Annotated in this window: 17 protein-coding genes; 13 read left to right on the top strand and 4 right to left on the bottom strand. The window is 60.4% G+C overall.

The genetic code is table 11. From position 1 onward, the window contains the following. Positions 1–178: 178 nt before the first annotated feature. Positions 179–1,246 (top strand): cyclic nucleotide-gated ion channel, encoded by a 1,068-nt coding sequence (locus tag EFB14_RS19895; protein ID WP_126828240.1) that lies wholly within the window; start codon positions 179–181, stop codon positions 1,244–1,246. A 68-nt stretch (positions 1,247–1,314) separates the two neighbouring features. On the opposite strand, the gene EFB14_RS19890 is transcribed toward EFB14_RS19895, so the two are convergent. The 3 genes from EFB14_RS19890 to EFB14_RS19880 form a co-directional block, all read right to left on the bottom strand. Continuing rightward, complete coding sequence (locus EFB14_RS19890) at positions 1,315–1,686, bottom strand: COG4315 family predicted lipoprotein (protein WP_126828238.1); 372 nt, start codon at positions 1,684–1,686, stop codon at positions 1,315–1,317. A gap of 321 nt (positions 1,687–2,007) precedes the next feature. Beyond that, positions 2,008–3,246 (bottom strand): phosphoglycerate dehydrogenase, encoded by a 1,239-nt coding sequence (gene serA / locus EFB14_RS19885; RefSeq protein ID WP_125848911.1) that lies wholly within the window; start codon positions 3,244–3,246, stop codon positions 2,008–2,010. 307 nt (positions 3,247–3,553) lie between these two features. Continuing rightward, positions 3,554–5,137, bottom strand: coding sequence for a Na+/H+ antiporter (locus tag EFB14_RS19880; protein ID WP_126828235.1), 1,584 nt, complete (start codon positions 5,135–5,137; stop codon positions 3,554–3,556). 412 nt (positions 5,138–5,549) lie between these two features. Here EFB14_RS19880 and EFB14_RS33460 point away from each other — a divergent pair, with 412 nt between their 5' ends. The 5 genes from EFB14_RS33460 to EFB14_RS33455 all read left to right on the top strand — a co-directional run bounded on the left by EFB14_RS33460 (position 5,550) and on the right by EFB14_RS33455 (position 8,751). Beyond that, entirely contained in the window at positions 5,550–5,738 is a 189-nt protein-coding gene (locus EFB14_RS33460; RefSeq protein ID WP_125848915.1) for a hypothetical protein, read from the top strand. 90 nt (positions 5,739–5,828) lie between these two features. Next, a complete protein-coding gene (locus tag EFB14_RS19865; protein WP_126828231.1) occupies positions 5,829–6,341 on the top strand; it encodes a DUF2867 domain-containing protein in 513 nt (170 codons plus the stop codon). A 248-nt stretch (positions 6,342–6,589) separates the two neighbouring features. Further along, positions 6,590–7,729, top strand: a complete 1,140-nt coding sequence (locus tag EFB14_RS19860) for an ROK family transcriptional regulator (RefSeq protein WP_126828229.1) — start codon at positions 6,590–6,592, stop codon at positions 7,727–7,729. A gap of 322 nt (positions 7,730–8,051) precedes the next feature. Beyond that, positions 8,052–8,219: a hypothetical protein gene (locus EFB14_RS32955; RefSeq protein ID WP_164737551.1), complete on the top strand. Its 168-nt coding sequence runs from the start codon at positions 8,052–8,054 to the stop codon at positions 8,217–8,219. A 259-nt stretch (positions 8,220–8,478) separates the two neighbouring features. Beyond that, positions 8,479–8,751: a hypothetical protein gene (locus tag EFB14_RS33455; protein ID WP_245438260.1), complete on the top strand. Its 273-nt coding sequence runs from the start codon at positions 8,479–8,481 to the stop codon at positions 8,749–8,751. A gap of 395 nt (positions 8,752–9,146) precedes the next feature. Here EFB14_RS33455 and EFB14_RS19850 read toward each other — a convergent pair whose 3' ends face one another. Beyond that, complete coding sequence (locus EFB14_RS19850) at positions 9,147–10,196, bottom strand: Gfo/Idh/MocA family protein (RefSeq protein WP_125848921.1); 1,050 nt, start codon at positions 10,194–10,196, stop codon at positions 9,147–9,149. Between the two features lie 373 nt (positions 10,197–10,569). Here EFB14_RS19850 and EFB14_RS19845 point away from each other — a divergent pair, with 373 nt between their 5' ends. From EFB14_RS19845 to repA, 7 genes are all read left to right on the top strand, one after another. Then, the gene (locus tag EFB14_RS19845; RefSeq protein WP_126828227.1) at positions 10,570–11,868 is read left to right on the top strand and encodes a type 2 periplasmic-binding domain-containing protein; all 1,299 of its coding nucleotides are present in this window, start codon (positions 10,570–10,572) and stop codon (positions 11,866–11,868) included. Between the two features lie 85 nt (positions 11,869–11,953). Next, positions 11,954–12,883 (top strand): carbohydrate ABC transporter permease, encoded by a 930-nt coding sequence (locus EFB14_RS19840; protein ID WP_125848926.1) that lies wholly within the window; start codon positions 11,954–11,956, stop codon positions 12,881–12,883. After that, the gene (locus EFB14_RS19835) at positions 12,880–13,722 is read left to right on the top strand and encodes a carbohydrate ABC transporter permease (protein WP_125848928.1); all 843 of its coding nucleotides are present in this window, start codon (positions 12,880–12,882) and stop codon (positions 13,720–13,722) included. Before EFB14_RS19840 ends, EFB14_RS19835 begins: the two co-directional genes overlap by 4 nt. 42 nt (positions 13,723–13,764) lie before the next feature. After that, positions 13,765–15,000, top strand: coding sequence for an ROK family transcriptional regulator (locus tag EFB14_RS19830; protein ID WP_125848930.1), 1,236 nt, complete (start codon positions 13,765–13,767; stop codon positions 14,998–15,000). Positions 15,001–15,027: 27 nt separating this feature from the next. After that, positions 15,028–15,882, top strand: a complete 855-nt coding sequence (locus tag EFB14_RS19825; protein WP_126828499.1) for a sugar phosphate isomerase/epimerase family protein — start codon at positions 15,028–15,030, stop codon at positions 15,880–15,882. Positions 15,883–15,904: 22 nt separating this feature from the next. Beyond that, positions 15,905–16,963: an ABC transporter ATP-binding protein gene (locus EFB14_RS19820; protein ID WP_126828225.1), complete on the top strand. Its 1,059-nt coding sequence runs from the start codon at positions 15,905–15,907 to the stop codon at positions 16,961–16,963. A 236-nt stretch (positions 16,964–17,199) separates the two neighbouring features. After that, positions 17,200–18,408, top strand: a complete 1,209-nt coding sequence (repA, locus tag EFB14_RS19815; protein WP_126828223.1) for a plasmid partitioning protein RepA — start codon at positions 17,200–17,202, stop codon at positions 18,406–18,408. Positions 18,409–18,469 lie beyond the last annotated feature (61 nt).

The raw sequence follows: 18,469 nt of genomic DNA, 5'->3' as shown, positions 1-18,469 counted from the left end.
GCAGTGGGCAATGAGAAATCCAAGGTGTTCACGAGGCCAGCATCGGCAGCCAAGGTCGGCGAACGGGCTCCGCTTGTGAAGACAATCCTCGGGCGGCACCCGCATCAGTCCCCCGTTCCCTTGCGTGTGGCCCGAAGGTATCTATTGTCGACGAATGCCGGGTGGTCGGGAGTATGTAATGTCGGCAGTGCCGTTCTCAAAGTTTTCGACGCCGCTCAACGCGCTGTTCGCTACAATCGGTCTCTTGGTCGTTGCCACACTGACGACACAGGGCCTTACTGGACAGGAGAGGCTTGTCTTTGAGCTGCTACTTGCGGCAATTTGGCTGGTCTACGTCCTCCAATTGAGCGGCATATTGCTTTCACGGCGACACCGCTTGTCGGGCGGGATGCCGGCCCTCGTGATCGATTTGCTCGCGGTACTGGTTCCGGCCGCTGCATTCTTGTTCGTCGGATCCCCTGATCGAAACCTCTATTGCGCCATTTGGCTTCTCAAGCCGTTGCGCGGCTCGACCTTCTTCAGGCTGCTGGCAAAGGTGGTCGCGAATGAATCGCGCAATCTGCTTGGCGTGACATCGGTGTTCGGCATCGTTCTTTTTGGCGCTGCGTTGGCCGGTTATATCATCGAGCGAGATGTCCAACCCGATAAGTTCGGCAGCATTCCGCAGGCGATGTGGTGGGCGGTCGTGACGCTGTCGACGACCGGCTACGGTGACGAGATCCCGCAGAGCCTTGCAGGTCGAGTTCTGGCCGGATTGGTGATGATGAGCGGTATCGGTATTTTTGCACTTTGGGCCGGCATCCTCGCCACCGGCTTCTACGAAGAGGTTCGCCGCCAGGACTTCGTTCGCAACTGGCAATTGGTCGCTGCCGTACCCCTGTTCCAGAAGCTTGGTTCCGCTGCACTGATCGAGATCGTTCGGGCGTTGCGACCGCGCATTGTCCCGGCAGGTGCCGTGATCTGCCGCAAGGGCGATGTTGGCGATCAGATGTTCTTCATTGTCGAGGGGCGGGTCACCGTGGCGACACCCGACCATCCAGTGGAACTCGGTGCCGGAAACTTCTTTGGCGAGATGGCGCTGATCAGTGGCGAACCTCGCTCAGCGACGGTCAGCGCAGCAACCGAGGTATCGCTGCTGTCGCTCTACGCCGTGGATTTCCAGATGTTGTCGAGCAGTAGTCCGGAGATCGCTGAGACCATCCGCAAGACGGCGCTGGAGCGTCGGGGCGGGCTGCCGAAGGAATAATCCGGTCATTGAAATCTTGGGGTTCAGGGCGATCCGACGACCGCCCATTCGAACCCGTCGCCAGTCAGCTATTTGGCCACGTGCCACACTCCTCCAACGCCATCGCCGTTGGCTTCACCGGCTTTCTTATCCTCGACATAGGTGTAAAGCGGCTTACCCTCATAGGCCCACATCTCTTTGCCATCCGCAGCTTTGACTAGAGACCATTCGCCTTCCGCTTTGGCCTTGGCTCCAGCGTGGAACGCCGGCCACTTCTTCAGGCAATCGCTGTCGCAGTTGGATTTGCCTTTTGCATCTTTGTCGAATGTGTAAAGCACCATGCCTTTTTCAGTGGCCAGGACCTTGCCCATTTTCGTCTCGACCATCTTGGCCGGCTCGGCCGCGAAAGCAGACCCGGTTAAGGCAGACAGCGCACCTATCGCGATCAATATCGTTCTCATGATTTTTCTCCCATTCGGCAGTGCCGGCGGAATGCCAGCAGTACCCGATCTAACTGATAAAAACGCCCAACTATGAAAGCGGTTCCGCCCATGGGGGACGAACACGACAGGCCAGCAATAATGACAAGATCCAAGAAGGGCCAACTCCGGACCCTTGCCAATGATGGCAGAAGGGTCTCGTCTCGACCCCAAAGCATGTGTAATCGGGCGGTCCCACAAGGGGCAGGCTCCCATTACATTGCCAATATCGTATCAACGCCACCTTTGCAGGCGGCGTGGAGCGCCTACGCGTCTCCATGCCGATTCAAATTGCTCGATGCGTCAGTAAAGCAATCTCGTTCTGATCGTTCCCGGTATCTCGCGTAGCGCCTGAAGAATATCGTCGGCTGTCTGGGACATGTCCTCGACTTCGATGACCACGTACCCCGTGTCGCCATGCGTCTGCAGGAATTCGGCGACGATATTCAGCCCGCGCGACGAGAAGATCTCGTTCAGCTGGATGAGCATGCCGGGACGGTTTTCGTGAACATGGATGAAGCGCGTACCATTCGGGCGCTCGGGCAACTGGACCTGCGGAAAGTTGACTGCGCCCATCGTCGAGCCGATATCGGAATATTCGACCAGCTTTCTGGAGACTTCCCCGCCGATGCGCTCCTGAGCTTCTTCTGTCGAACCGCCGATATGCGGTGTCAGAATGACATTGCTCAAGCCCTGCAGCGGCGTTTCGAAACGCTCCTTGTTCGATGCCGGCTCCTTGGGAAACACATCGACCGCAGCACCTGCCAGATGGCCCTCTTTCAAGACTTTCGCAAGCGCGTCGAGATCGACCACCGTGCCGCGGGAATTGTTGATGAAGATGGCGCCTTTCTTCATGCGACGCAGTTCGGCTTCGGTGATCATATTGTGCGTCGATGGCGTTTCCGGAACGTGCATCGTCACATAATCCGAGATTTCCAGAAGCTCGCCAAGCGAAGCCATCGATTCTGAATTGCCGCGGCGCAGCCTATCGGAGAGATCGAAATAGCGCACCAACATGCCCATGCTTTCCGCAAGAGCACTCAGCTGCGAGCCGATATTTCCGTAGCCGACGATGCCGAGGGTCTTTCCACGGACTTCTCGGCTGCCGACAGCGGATTTCTCCCATCCGCCCTGATGCGCCGACGCCGAGCGTGGGAAGATCTGCCGCGTCAGCATGATGATCTCGCCGATCACAAGTTCGGCCACCGAGCGCGTGTTCGAATAAGGCGCGTTGAACACCGGAATTCCGCGGCGGCGTGCCGCCTCCAGATCGACCTGGTTCGTGCCAACGGAAAAACAGCCGACGGCAATCAGCTTCTTGGCGGATTCGAAAATCTCTTCCGTCAGCTGCGTTCGGGAACGAATGCCTATGATGTGCGCATCGGCGATATGGCTCTTGAGATCCCTGTCATCAAGCGCTTTCGGCAGATGCACGAGGTTGGTGTAGCCGCAAGACGAAAAATAGTCCACGGCGCTCTGGCTGATGCCTTCAAGCAGAAGCACAGAAATTCGATCACGAGGCAGGGAAAGCTGGAGAGGCATTGTGAGACTTTCGTTTTCCGAATTTAGACACGTCGATGTCGTTTGCGGCCCTACGGCACATTACAACATGGCTTTGCGACCATCCGACAACCAGCGCAAGCACAAATCCCAATATACTCTGCTTCCACTGAACGCGCCTCGCGTGTTTGATCTCGAATTGCGCTAGTCAACCCCGCGACCTCTGCAAGCGGCGTGCTCGCGCCCTTCAAAATGTTGCGGCTGAAGCTGGTGCTTGGTCTCTGGCCTTAAAGAGCCGCGTGGCCGTGCCGACCTCAAAGAACTGCGGGCCAAGACATCGCGGGATCGGTCAGGCCTTGGCGGAGATGGCGCTCAATTCTTCCAGGTCGAGGTCACGTTCAAGCTCACGCAGGGTCTCATCGTCGATCTGCCCTGAGCGATGCAGCCGTATGAGTTCCGTCCGGCCAACCGCGACCGCCTCAAGAACGACATCGAAATGGGCGTGCAAGATCGGAATGTAATCCGCGGTGCGCTCGGCATAGTCGACGATTGCCGTAGCGCGATGTTCATATCTTTTCAGTAGCTGAGGATGGATCAGCTTGCCCTCGCCATCGTAGGCAAGCTCGCTCACTTTCGTGAACTGAACCTGGGCCATCGCGGCCTCGGCCTGACTCATCGTCATCGGCGAACGCTCGGCTTCTACCTCTCCCAGGCCAGCCCAGGAAATCACCCAACCAAGCGTCGTGCCCTGCACAAGCACGGTCCCCATGATCACGGCAAACGACATGACGAGGATGAAGTCGCGTCCTGGAAATCCTTCGGGAAGGCTCAAGGCAAGCGCAAGGGTGACCACACCGCGGACGCCCGCCCAGCTCAACACCGTCGCCGCTCCACCTCCCATTGGAACCGATCGAGCAAGCCCTATCCTGTTTGCAAACCTGATCGCCAGATCGGAGCCGAACACCCAGACGAAGCGTGCCGCAACAAGGGCGACAAGGATCACAAGCGCCGGAAACGCCATGGTTTGGACCAGCAACCCGAAGCCGCCGCCGCGGTCGACGACGTCGCGCAGCGAAAGGCCGATCAGGATGAACACCGTCGCCTCCATGAGGAAGACGAGCACGGCCCAGAATGAAGTGCCGCGCATGCGCGTCCCCGCCGACATAACGGTGTGCTGGTGCCACGAGGCGATCAAGCCCGCCGTGACAGTGGCGATCACACCGGACACGTGGAGTTGCTCTCCCAGCAGATATGCGATCCAGCAGAGCAACGTGGTTGCCGCGATCATGAGGTAATCGTCGCGCAGTTTCCGGATGAGCCTGACCCATGCGAAACCGAGCATGCCGCCCAGCGCGGCCCCGCCCGCGGCAAGCACAAGGAACGTCCCAACCGCACTGACCGTGCTGAACGCGCCAGTCGCTGCCGCTGCAACGGCAAAGCGGAAGAGAACCAATCCGCTCGCGTCATTCAGCAGGCTCTCGCCTTCGAGAAGGATCTGAAGCCGCCTTGGCAGGCGAACGTGCTCGAGTACCGCTCGGGCGGACACCGCATCCGGCGGCGACACGATGGCTCCAAGCGCCGCGCAAGCGGCCCACGGCAGCGAAGGGATCAGGAGATGAGCGACAACAGCAACGACAATGGTCGTGAAGAGCACCGCGCCAACTGCGAGTGAGGTAATGCCGAACATGTGGCGCTTCAGCCTGTCGACGGCGATAGACCACGCCCCATCGAACAGAAGTGGCGGCAGGAAGATGATAAGGACAAGTTCAGGATCGACCCTGATCGCTGGCAACCCGGGAACGAATGCGAGCGTAGCGCCGCCAGTCAGGAGCGCCACGGACGGCGGCAGTCCAAGCCGATGTGCGAGATAGTGGAGCGCGATGATCGCAAGAAACATCGCAATCACCAGTTCGAAGAGATGCGTGCCGTCCATGTGTTTCCCCGCGACCAACCCTGGGCCATCAAATGACGGCTTCGATTGAAACGCAACACCTGTGGTCGGCCACAATCCTTCTCAGGGTGGAGACCGAAATCTCTCGCCACTGCTTTATGATCGCAACATCTGACGCAAGCTTGGCTTCGATTGCAGCGACGGTGTCGCAGCCGAAGGGCATGCGAACTGGCGGTTCGGGGACATCTGAGATGCCACAACCAGTCTGGCGAACCTTTCGCTGAAGCGAGTTCGCGTGTCCGTAAACTTTCCCGGTTCGACGCCCGGGACCGGGCTCTTCGGCGAATAACGAAATCTTGATCGACAACAACGGTTATCGGATTGCCGCGCGGCCCTATCTGCCCAGCAATCACACTGAAATCGCCGGTTTTCGCACAGCGATCGGGAGGGTGAGATGTTTCAGGTCCGCAAACTATCGGCAGCCGCGGCAGCCGTCATCATGATTGCCATGTCGTCGTCTGCCTGCACGACCAGTTCATACGACTCGGTACAAACCGGCTCGATCGGATATAGCAGCGTCGACTATGGACTCAGACCCGCCTGCCGCGACGGATTCGGCAATGATCGTCCTTGCAGTTATTAGCGACGGAAAACGCAAAGCTTCCATCGGTCGGTCCCTCACAGCTATTGGCCGGCCAGCTGTCGCAAAGACTGCCATGATCGAGCTCTCGACATGTGTTTAGAACGCAAAGCGCGGGTGCGCCGGACCACGCCGCCACGTGAAAGCGTCGTTGCAGGCTGGTACGAGAACGCCAGCCTACTCGAAAGCTACAGCATCGATTTGAGTTCATCGAAACAGTACAGCATGCGCGTGCTGGCGACCCGGACAGTCGGCGGTTCGCCAGCGTGGCTCAAGGCGTTGAACGCGGTGCGCGACGTCATGGTGACGCCCTTTGGCGTCAAAACCTCCGGTGAGGTCCGAGCGTCCAGGGCCGACAACGAACGCGTGGACTTTTTCCCGGTGCAATGGGAAAGCGACGACGAGATTGTACTGGGTGAGGATGATCGACACCTGGACTTCCGATTATCGCTGCTCCGTCGCAATTCTCCAACCGGCACGCAGCTCGTCGCGACAACTGTCGTGCACTCCCACAATGCCTTCGGTCTCACCTATCTCAACGTGATCAGGCCCTTTCATCACCTCGTAATCAGGACCTGGCTCCTCGCCTCGCGATCAGAGAGCTAGCAAGCCGACCCGCGCCCCCCATACCAGGATCGGCACTTATAACCTTTGCGCCGTCAGCACACCACGCGCCATTCTGATCGCAGCTAGTTTAAACGATTTCAATAAGTTAAAATTCAACTGCGGAAGTCAGTTTGAGACATCTTTCGGTGTGATAAGCAAGCGTCGTGGTGTTCTATGATTCTGTTCTTGCGCAACTCCTGTGAAAACCGCTACGCATTTTTGCTGGAATTGCTCTAGGAAATTCAATCATGCGGTATCTTCGGTCAGGGCCGCGTCGGCTTCACATCCAGGAGATGGGCGTTCCGCGCGCCAAGACAGTCGGTCTGAGGTCGGGTGAAATCGCCGACAGGAATATCCGCGTCATCTTGGAAGCGATCCGCCGGCATGGGCCGTTGACCAGGACGGAGCTGGGGCGGCATAGCGGGCTGACCGGGCCTGGCATTACCAATATCCTGCGGCGGCTGGCCGAGGAGAAGCTCGTCACGTCGAACCGCCGTAACGGTGTTGGCGGCGGCGCTACAGCCTCGGAATTTGCGTTGCGCCCGGAGGGGGCGTTTTCGATCGGTCTCAAGCTTCGCCGGACGCGCGGCGAGATCGTGCTCATCGACCTCAGCGGCCAGGTGCATGACCGGGTCTATTTTGATGTGGCGGCGGGAGACAAGGTCGGCGCAGTGCATGCGGCCGTCAGGGATATGGCCGATCGCCACGCGGCATTGCCGATCATCGGGCTCGGCATCGCCGCCAATGACTGGACGGATGAGCAGAGCGAGACGCTTGCCGCCATGTCGACGATCGCGCGTCCCTATGTCGAGAACGAGTGCACGGCGAGCCTGCTTGCCGAGCGCACCATCGGCAGTTCCACGCCGGAAGGCGGGCTGGCGATGATCGTCATCGACGACGACGTGCAGGCGGGCTTCCTCATCCGGGGCATTCCCTATTCCGGCGTGCATGGGCGGGCGGGCAGCATCGGCGAAATGCTGACCGGGCCTGATAATCTCCAGCTCAACACCGTCGTCGGTTTCGGCTCCCTGCGCTCACGCATCGGAAACGACGAATTCGCGCGGCTGCTGAAAGGCGAGGAATTCTCCTCGCCGTCGCTGTCGCAATGGATACGCGAGGCCGCGGGCCATCTGCTCGACCCGATCATCGCCATGGCCGGCTTCATTGCCCCGAGCGTCGTCATGATCGGCGGTGACCTGCCGCAGGGCGTGATCGAGGCGCTGATCCACCAGCTTTCCATCGAGCGGCGAGACACCTCCACCCGGCCGTTTCTGACGCCCTGGATTTCGCCGATGCGGCCGGCGAGCTTCAGCGGTGGCGGCGTGGCGCTGGGCGCTGCCCTCCTGCCCTTCCTCAACACCTTGCTGCTGCCGCCGGCTTCGGCTTGAGGGCCAGAAGTGCTGCGCGCATGAACGTCAACCATATCGGCGGCAAGATGCCTGCAGGCGCTTTCGAAGGTGAAGCCGACGATATCGATGCACCTGGATACGCTCCTGTCGATCTGGACATCGGCCTGCAGGCAAAAGAACCCCGACCGTTTGAAGGGCCGGGGTCAACTACTGAGATAGGAGCTGGAAGATGCCGAGTGGGCTTTATCCGTGGACACAGGCCGTCTCGCACGCCCTGTTGCCATCCAGTGTTGCTGTCGGCGGCACCATGAACAAGCTAAATTGCCGTCGGCGTGCGAAATGGCTATATTGATACCAGCGATTGGAGATCGAGATGCTGCTGCAGAAAATCCGCGAGAACTATGATGCCCTGATGCAGATCGGGATCGAGGCTCGTGAAGCTGGCCGCAAGATCGGTCTGAAGCCGAGCTGCGCAGAATCCGATCAGGCTCCGGCCAAAGCCCAAGAGCCGGAAGTCGTCGTCCGCTAAGTGATGACGCGATAATCCATGCCGACATGCACTATTCTGGCTGGGCCGAACGGATCCGGTAAGACTCGTCGTTCGGCAAGCTGAAGCTCGAAGGCGAGTACATCAACGCAGACGAGCTTGCAAAGACGCTGGCGCCGGGTGCGAAGACCATCGAACGACAGGCAGGCGAACTCGCTCTGAAGCTGACCGCAGAGAAGATCGCCAAGCAAGAACCTTCATCTTCGAAACCACGCTAAGCAGCAAGCAATCGATCCGGCTGATGAGCGAGGCCAAGGCCGCAGGATTCAATGTCGATCTGTATTACGTCGCCCTGGATACGGTCGAACGGAACATCGAGCGTGTGAAATTCCGGGTAGCTCTCGGCGGCCATGACATCCCCGAGGACGCTATCCGGCGTCGATACAAGGGATCGCTGGCACATCTGCCGCAGGCTCTGGCGCTGGCAGATGAAGCGGTTCTCGTCGATAACTCCGAGATCCAGCCAAGGATCGTTTTCCAGCTCCGGGCGGCTACGTCGTTGGCATCGGCATGATCGAGGGCAATCCCCTACACAGATTGCTGATCGAAAAGGTGCAGCAGTCCATGTCCTTGCGCGGCAGATAAGCAAAAGCGCGGCCTCCGGCGGACCGCCTTTTTGTGGCGGAACTGTCTCGGTGCAATCGAGGTTTTCACTGCCTCCGAAGAAGCTGGCCCTTGCAAATCAAACACGCTCGGGCTTGCTACTTATATGAGCCCGGAAGGCGCACCCGGCCACGACGCGATGGTCGTGGTTTAAGGTCGGCCGAGATCGGTCGAGGTGAAGACAAGACAATTTCTAAGGAGCGCGACGACAGAGATTACGCGTTGGCCAGCGGACATGGAGACGAAGGGCGATGCTGATTTCTTCATCTTCATCGAGCTCGATCTGAGATCGATGGCACCAACCTTCTACGTCCCCAGCGCCTCGTCGGCGTGGCTGAGGTCGGAGGCGATCGCCTTGTCGAGCACCTTCTGGATATTGGCGGCGCGGCGGAAGGACGGTTCCTGGGTCTTGCCCGCCCGGACCGCCTGGACGAAACGCTGGTAGTTCGTCTCGACGGGATCGAAAGGCAGGTCGCGCCAGGTCGCCGTGTGCACGTCTTCGCCGAGACAGGCGCGCAACGTCGATGTTCCGGTATCGTAGATCATCTCGACCGAGCCGGTTTCGCCATAGACCCGGAGACGCAGCTGATCCATCTGGCCGGCGGCCGTGCGCGTCGCCTGGATCGTGCCGATCGCTCCGTTGGTGAAATCGACATTCATCGTGAAGCTGTCATTGGCATCGAGATCATATTCGCCGATCCTATCGCCCGGCGCCTTGTTGAAGGTCTTCAGCCGCGCGAAGACATGGGCGACGTCGAGGCCGGAGCCGTAGGAAGCGAAATCGACGATGTGGATGCCGATGTCGCCGAGCGCGCCGTTCGACCCGTGCTTTTTGCTCAGCCGCCACAGCCATTTGCTCTCGCTCTTCCAGTCGCCCCAGTGGCGGCCGACCAGCCAGCTCTGCAGATGGGAGGCCTCGACATGGCGCACCGCGCCGATTTCGCCGGCGAGCACCATCTGCCGGCCTTTCTGCAGCGCCGGCGAATTGCGATAGGTGAAGTTGACCATGCCGACCTTACCCGCCCGCTCGATCGCTTCGGTCATTTCCATGGCTTTGACGGCATCGGTGGCGAGCGGCTTTTCGCAGAAGACATGCTTGCCGGCGGCGATCGCCTGAAGCGTCGTCGGGTGGTGGATGCTGTCAGGCGTGACGTTCGCCACCGCATCGAACTCGCCCCAGGCGAGCGCCTCCTCGAGCGAGGCAAAATGATTGGCGATGCCGTGTTCGGTGCAGAAGGCGGCAAGCCTTTCAGGGACGACGTCAACGCCGCCGACGACGCTGACGCCCTCGATCGCCTTGAAGCGCGCTGCGTGCTGGTTGGCCATGCCGCCGGTGCCGAGAATGAGTAGACGCATCTTCTCCTCCATGGAATTCGAGTTTCCGGCTGCCGTGGCGGCCGGGCTGAAACCAGAGCGACACCATGCGGCCATCCGCGATCGGCTCACGCTCTTCTTCAGGAAAATCGCAGTTGGATGCGCCGGGCCTCCGTGAGGCGCGCTCCGTCACTTTCATTCGGCATTTAATTTGACGCGCATCCCTTTCGAAAAGGCGGATGCGCGCTAGCTGCTGTTGAATGTCGCCAGCATCTCAACCTCCCAGGCTTTCGCCTCCCAAAGCTGTGGCTTGACATCAAATCAAAGTAACTTAATCTAATTAATGCAGCACGGAAATGAGGAGAGGTCAACCGACCGCCAGGCTGTATTCGTTCAAAATGGGGAGGAGACCCAGATGAAGAGCGCGACCGTCAGCGCATTGACGCTGAGCACTATTTTATTTTCAGCATCCGCCGTTTTTGCCCAGGAACTCGCCACCAAAGACCGGATCGGCCTTGCCGATGCGCCAAAGACCCTCGTCGTCCGCCTGACGAACGACAGCCCGAACAATTCGGACCCCAATATCGCCGAGGGCTACCAGAAGCTTTTCGTCGACTTCATCAAGAAGCACCCGGACTGGAAATTGCAGATGCAATTCATGTCCTCCGACATCGGCACCGAACAGGCCAAGATGCTGGAGCAGGCGAAGGCCGGCAACGCCCCTGATTGCGCCGCCGTCGACTCCTTCGTGCTCTCGCAGTTCATGGTCAATCATGTGCTGGCTGATTTCACGCCGTATTTCTCCAAGGAAGAAGTGGACGATCTCTTCCCCTTCATCCGCAGCGGCATCACCGACAAGGACAAGACGGTGCGCGCCTGGTGGTGGGATACGGACCTTCGCGTGCTCTACCGCAACAAATCGGTTGTCGCAGATGCACCCCAGACCTGGGACGACCTGAAGAAGGCAGCGCTTGCCTCCACCAAGGAAGGCATGGAAGGCGTTCTCTTCAACGGCGGGCGCTGGGAAGGCACGACCTTCGACTGGCTGGCCAACTATTGGGCGCTCGGCGGCAAGCTCGTCGACGACTCGGGCAAACCGGTGTTCGGCGAAGGCGAGAACAAGGAAAAATTCCTGAAGGCGCTGAACTACTTCAAGGATCTCGTCGATTCCGGTGCCGCGCCCAAGCGCGTCACCACGATCGCCAACTACGACGACATGAACGCCGCGGCCGCGGCGGCGACGACGGCGCTCTTCATCGGCGGCAACTGGCAATATGCGCAGCTGAAGGCGACGCTCGACGAAGGCGACTTCAAGAACTGGACCTTCTCGCCGATCCCCGGCCCCTCGGCCGACCAGAAGTCGACAGGCACCGGCGGCTGGACGATCGCGTCCTTCAGCAAGGACAAGGATAAGGTCGAGATGTGCGCCAACCTGGCGCGCGAAGTCTATATGGGACCGGCAAACGCACTGCAGCAGCAGCTGCCGACCCGCAAGTCGCTCTTCGACAAGTATGAGGTCTTCTCCACCGAAGCCAACAAGACCTTCGCCAAGGCTCTGGTCGACGGACAGGCGCGCCCCGGCGTGCCGATCTATCCCGAAATATCAAACCAGATCCAGATCATGATGGGCGACGTGCTCTCGGGAACCAAGAAACCGGAAGAAGCTCTCGATGCCGCATTCAGCGCGGCGATGGAGGCTTACAAGCGTCTCTGATCCCGGGCGTCCATGACCCTTGCAACCGCGGCGGCGCCTGCCCTTGAGGCGCCGTCGACAGTGCCAAACCCGGACAGAGAAGCTAATGAGCCCTATTGCCATCGAGGCTGACAGCCCGCCTCAAAGCAGAACGTTCATGCGCCGGTTCGCCGGCGCCCCCCTGCCCTGGATCATGCCCGTGATCGTGGTGATCGGGATATTCTATCTCTATCCCGTCATCGACGTTTTCCGGCTCTCCTTCACCAATGCGACGCTGATCGGCGACAATCAGGACTATACGCTGGGGTCGATCGCCAATGCGCTGAGCTCACCGCAGCTGCCCGATATTCTCTGGGCGACCCTGATCTTCGTCGGCGGCAGCGTCATCGGCCAACAGATCCTCGGCATTGCGGTCGCCGTCACCGTCATCCGCGGCGAAAAGCGCGGCCTGTTCGGCACCACGATCCTGCGGACGACGGCGCTCATCGCCTGGGTGGTGCCGGGCATTGCCGGCGGCATCATCTGGCAGATGCTGTTTTCCGAAGCGCCTTACGGTGCACTGAACAGCATTTTGAGGCTGATGCACATGCCGACCGTTGCCTGGCTTTCGGACCCCGCAATGGCGCCCTGGTCGACGCTGATCTCGAACATCTGGCGCGGCACCGCCTTTTCGATGGTCGTCATGTATGCGGCGCTGAAGGCGATCGATCCCTCGCTCTACGAAGCGGCCGAGGTCGATGGCGCCACGGCATCGCAGCAGTTCTTCTTCGTGACCCTTCCGCAGCTGCGCGCTGCCATCCTCGTCAACATGATCCTGATCACCATCCAGACGGTGAACACCTTCGATGCGATCATCACGCTGACGGGCGGCGGACCGGGACGCGCGACCGAGGTGATCTCGCTCTACGTCTTCAACATCGTTTTCCGAAACTACGACCTTTCAGGCGGCAGCGTGCTTTCCGTGCTGATGCTGCTCATCAGCCTCGGGCTTGCCTTCGTCTACGCGTCGTTCCTGCCGAAGGAGGAAGAGCAATGAGCGGACGCACCGGAACGCGGCTCGGCGATGCCTTCAGCTATCTCTTCATGCTGGCGATGTTCATCTTCTTCGCCGGCCCCCTTAGCTATCTCCTGTCGATGGCGCTGCGTGACAAACGCGAGGTCTATCGCGGCGCCGCCCGCTATATTCCCGACAATCCTACGATCCAGAATTTCATCACCGTCCTCAACAACAGCTATTTTCCGATCTATCTCTGGAACGGGCTCAAGCTTGCGGCGCTCAGCGGCTTCGGCGTGCTGATCGTTGCGTTGCCCGCCGCTTACGCTTTTTCCCGCTTTCAATTCCGCGGCAAGGGCCTGTCGATGATGGCGCTGCTTCTCTTCCAGATGATCTCGCCGCTGGTCATCATGGTGCCGCTCTACCGCTACATGAATCGCCTCGGCCTGCTGGACACGCATTTCGCCGTCGTCATGGTCTATATCGCGCTCGGCGTTCCCTTGGCGACCTGGCTGCTGAAGAGCACCGTCGACGGCATTCCGCGCAGCCTCGACGAAGCGGCGATGATCGACGGCTGCAACCGGTTCTCGGTCTTCTGGCGCATCATCCTTCCCCTGTCGGCGCCGGGCATCGCCTCCGTCTTCATCATCACCGTCATTGCCGGCTGGTCGCAATTCCTGGTGCCTTTCCTGCTGCTCACGAAAAATGACCTGATGCCGATCGGCGTCGGAATCTTTAACTTCCGCGGGATGCAGACCGACTCGTCCATCCAGTTGCTTGCCGCCGCCTGCCTGATCTCGGTCGTTCCGGCGATCGTGGCCTTCCTGTCGCTCCAGAGGCTGATCCTCGGCGCGATGACCAGCGGCGCGGTGAAGGGATGACGGTCGGTTTAAGTCTCCATGCGCGATGAAGGATTTCGACCGATGAACCAGACGCAAGGCGCCAGGCTCTCCCCCGATCTGACTGGCTCCAATGTCGAGGATGCAGGCGAGCACAACAGGGCCGTCGTCCTGCGCTGCATCCACCGCCAGGCGCCAATTTCGCGCGCAGAGATCGCAAGGCGGACGGGCTTTACCAAACCGGCGATCGCCCGCATCGTCGATCGCCTGCTGGATGAGGGCCTGATCATGGAGGCCCGCCGGCGCCATGGGCTCAGAGGCCAGCCGGCGATCGAACTCGAAATCAATCCGGACGCCTATTTCGCCATCGGCATCAACATCGACCGCGACCATCTGACGATTCTGGCCGTCGATGCCGTCGGCAATGTGCGCGCCCGGGTGCATCATGAGAAGCGCTTCATCCTGCCGGCGGAATTCCTGCAGCTGACGGCCGATGCGATCTCGCATTTCCAGCGCAGCCGGCTGATCGACGATGCGCATCTTGCCGGCATTGGCCTGGCGATGCCGGACTGGCTCGGCGAGATCTCGCTGCTCGGCAAACCCGAGGCCTATCAGGAATGGACTGAATTCGACGTGCGCGCCGCGCTCGAGAACCTGACGCCGCATCCCGTCTTCATCGAAAACGAGGCCAATGCCGCAGCCCTTGCCGAGCTCGATTACGGCCTGGGCGCCGAAAGCAGCAGCTTCTTCTACATCGCCGTCAATGCCTGCCCGGGCGGCGGCCTCGTTCTCGGCGGCAACGGCCACCGCGGCGCCATGGGCCTCAGCGGCGAAATCGGCTGGCTTCCCATCGCCGATGGCGACGGGGAGGCGCACAAGGTCCAGCTTCTCGGCGAAATATTCTCGTTGTTCTTCCTCTATGATTTCCTGGCCCGGCACGGCATCGAGGTCAGTCTTCCGCAGGATCTTCTGACGCTCGATGCGCGCGGCAAGCGCCTGGTTTCGCAATGGCTGAAGGAGATGAGTGCGCATCTGGCGGTCGCCGTCAAACATATCGCCATGATCGTCGATCCCGACGCGGTGCTCGTCGGCGGCAGGCTGCCGATCCGCATTGTCGATGAATTGCTGCGTTATGTACACGAGCATCTCGACCCCGAGGATACGAACCTGCCCTCGCTCCATCGCGCCTCGATCGGCGAAGATGCCTCGGCCATGGGGGCTGCGGCCATGCCAATGGCGGCAGCCCTGATGCTCGCATCGGCCGATGTCGAGCAGCGCACGCGCTCGCCGCTGAAATTCATGGATCGGCTGAACAATTGAAACGGCCGCAAGGCCCCGGAGGATATGGTGAAGATCGGCTTCTATACCTCGACATTCAATGACCGCCCGCTGGAGGAACTGGTGGATTTCGCAGCATCGGCGAGGTTCGACGCGATCGAGATCGATGTCGGCGGCCATATCAGGACGCCCGACCGGGTGGAGGACGCCGTCTCTCTTGCCAGGAGCCGCGGCCTCTTCGTCTCCTCCATCACCTATTTCGGCAATCAGCTTGACGCCGACCGCGACAGGCGCCTTGAGCTTCGGGCAAGGACGGCGGAATTTGCCAGGGCGATCGGCGGCGCCGGCGTTCCGATCTTCGTGATCTTCCCCGGCCGGGACGATACGGCAAGCGACGAGGCCAATTACGACGACTTCGCCGACTTCGCGAACGGGCTGATTGCGGAAACGCAACCAAGCGGCCTCACCTTTGCGATCGAGAACTGGCCGGGACCCAAGGATAATTTTATCGGCACGACGCCGAAGGGATGGCAGGAGCTTTTCCGCCGGATCGAAGATCGCCGCTTCGGCCTCGAATTCGATCCCTCGCATCTCATCCGCATCGGCGTCGATCCCTACCTTGCGATGGAGGCGGTCAAGGATCGCGTCGCCATTCTTCACGCCAAGGATACGGCGATCGATGGGGAGGCTCTGCAAGCGCTCGGCTATCACGGCAAGGGCTGGTGGCAATACAAGCTGCCCGGCCTCGGCCTTCTCGACTGGCCGCGCTTCCTGCGGCAGGCGCGCAATGCCGGCTTTGCCGGCACGCTGTCGATCGAGCATGAAGATGCCGCCTACGGCTGGCCGGGCAAGGACCTCTCTGCGCGCAAGGAGGGCGAGCGCCTCGGCCTCGATTATTTGAAAAATGTCCTGAACGGACTTTGACGGCGATTTCGGGAGGACTGCCATGGCTCATGTTTCGGTCAACAATGCGCGCAAGGATTACGGCGCGTTCAAAGCGATCAAAGGCGTATCGGTCGATATCGGCGACGGCGAATTCGTCGTCCTGGTCGGCCCTTCCGGCTGCGGGAAATCGACGCTTCTCAGAATGATCGCCGGCCTCGAGGGCATCACCTCGGGGAAGATCCAGATCGGCAAGCACATCGTCAACGAGCTGGCGCCGAAGGATCGCGACATCGCCATGGTGTTCCAGAACTACGCGCTCTATCCGCACATGACGGTCGCCAAGAACATGGGCTTTTCGCTGCGGCTGAAACGCATGCCGAGATCGGAGATCGACCAGCGCGTCGGCAATGCGGCGAAGATCCTCGGCTTGGAAAGCCTGCTGGAACGCTATCCGAAACAGCTCTCGGGCGGCCAGCGGCAGCGCGTCGCCATGGGCCGGGCGATCGTGCGCGACCCGGCCGTCTTCCTCTTCGACGAGCCCCTGTCGAACCTCGACGCCAAGCTCAGGGTGCAGATGCGCTCGGAGATCAAGGAGCTGCACCAGCGGCTGCAGACGACGACGATCTACGTCACCCACGACCAGATCGAGGCCATGACCATGGCCGACAAGATCGTCGTGATGAAGGACGGGCTGATCGAGCAGTCCGGTTCGCCGTTGGAACTCTATGATCGCCCGAACAACCTCTTCGTCGCCGGCTTCATCGGCTCGCCGGCAATGAATTTCATCCAGGGCACCATGACCGAAGACGGCTTCCGGACCGAGGACGGCCTGCTGCTGCCGAGCGAGCGCCGGCCTAGGGATGCCGTGACCTACGGCATCCGTCCCGAACATATCATGCTCGACCCGAACGGCATCGAGGTGACGACAATCGTGGTCGAGCCCACCGGCTCTGAAACCCTCGTCCTCGTCCGGCTGGGAGCCCAGACGCTGACCTGCGTCTTCCGCGAGCGGATCCGGGCCGCCCCCGGCGACGTCCTGCGGATCGCGCCCGGCCACGACACCGTTCACCTGTTCGGCGCGGACGAACAGCGCATCACATCAGGCGAAGCGCCGCTCTAAGCCCGCCGAATGCCCCCTCCCCTTCGGCCGGGCGCGCCGGGGGCGCGTTCGCCGCGCCCCCGGCCCAAAACTCCCGGTCCTTCCAGACATTATGCAGCACGGCCAAGTGTTTGAACGGGCAGAAAAGGTTAATATCCGTTAACCTTAAAATTCTTGGCCGGCATCGGAGAATCGCGGATAATAACGGTTAGAGGGGCTTTTGATCCCGAAAATCGTTATCCGAGAGATTGCTGCCGATGAACGCTTATTTGAACGCCTTGAAAGAGGCGCCGTTGCATTTCGAGGATCAGATTCTCGAGCAGGGCGACGTGATTTCGAAGAAGCTGCATCTGCTCAGCGTGCAGCGCTTCCCGCCCAATGCGAAGAAGACGCTGCGCAACTTTTCTCTGGCCGAGGTCGCCAATTATGTCGGGGCCTCGCAGAGCACGCTGAAGAAACTGCATCTTGAAGGGAAAGGCCCCTGCCCGCAGACCTCGCCTTCCGGGCGGCGCTCCTACAGCGCCGCGCAGATGCTGGAGTTGAGGCGCTATCTCGATGCGCACGGCCGCTCCGAAAGCCGCATGTATGTTCCCCATCGTCGCGACCATGAAAAGCTGCAGGTGATCGCCGTCGTCAACTTCAAGGGCGGCTCGGGCAAGACGACGACATCAGCCCATCTCGCCCAGCACCTGGCGCTGACCGGCCACCGCGTGCTTGCCGTCGATCTCGATCCGCAGGCGTCGCTCTCCTCCCTTCACGGCTTCCAGCCGGAGTTCGACCAGGCCTCGTCCCTTTATGAAGCGATCCGTTACGACGGCGAGAAGAAGAAGCTTTCGGAGATCATTCACAAGACGAATTTCCCCGGCCTCGATATCGTGCCGGCCAATCTCGACCTGCAGGAATATGAATACGATACGCCGCTCGCCATGGCCGACAAATCGACCAATGACGGCAAGACCTTCTTCACCCGCATCTCGCGCGCGCTGGCCGAAGTGGACGACCGCTACGATGTCGTCGTCATCGATTGCCCGCCGCAGCTCGGCTACCTCACGCTGACGGCGCTAACGGCGGCGACCAGCGTGCTGATCACCATCCATCCGCAGATGCTCGACGTGATGTCGATGGGACAGTTCCTTCTCATGCTCGGCGGCATCCTGAAGCCGATCCGCGCCGCCGGCGCCGAAGTGAACCTCTCCTGGTACCGCTATCTGATCACCCGCTACGAGCCGACCGACGTGCCGCAGGCGCAGATGGTCGGCTTCATGTCGACGATGTTCCACGAGTTCATGCTGAAGAACCAGATGGTCAAATCGACGGCGATCTCGGATGCCGGGATCACCAAACAGACGCTTTACGAGGTCGAGCGCGCTTCGATGAACCGGGGAACCTATGACCGGGCGCTGGAGGCGATGGACGCCGTCAATGCGGAGATCGCAGATCTCATTCATCAGGCTTGGGGGCGGTGAATTTGTCGGCTGACAATTTCGCGGTTTCCACAAACCGAATCAATTGGTTCACTGCCGATCG

It is taken from the genome of Rhizobium fabae (genome assembly GCF_003985135.1).
In the GTDB taxonomy this organism is placed as follows: Bacteria; Pseudomonadota; Alphaproteobacteria; order Rhizobiales; family Rhizobiaceae; genus Rhizobium; species Rhizobium pisi.
This window is presented reverse-complemented; position numbering and strand designations above follow the sequence as displayed.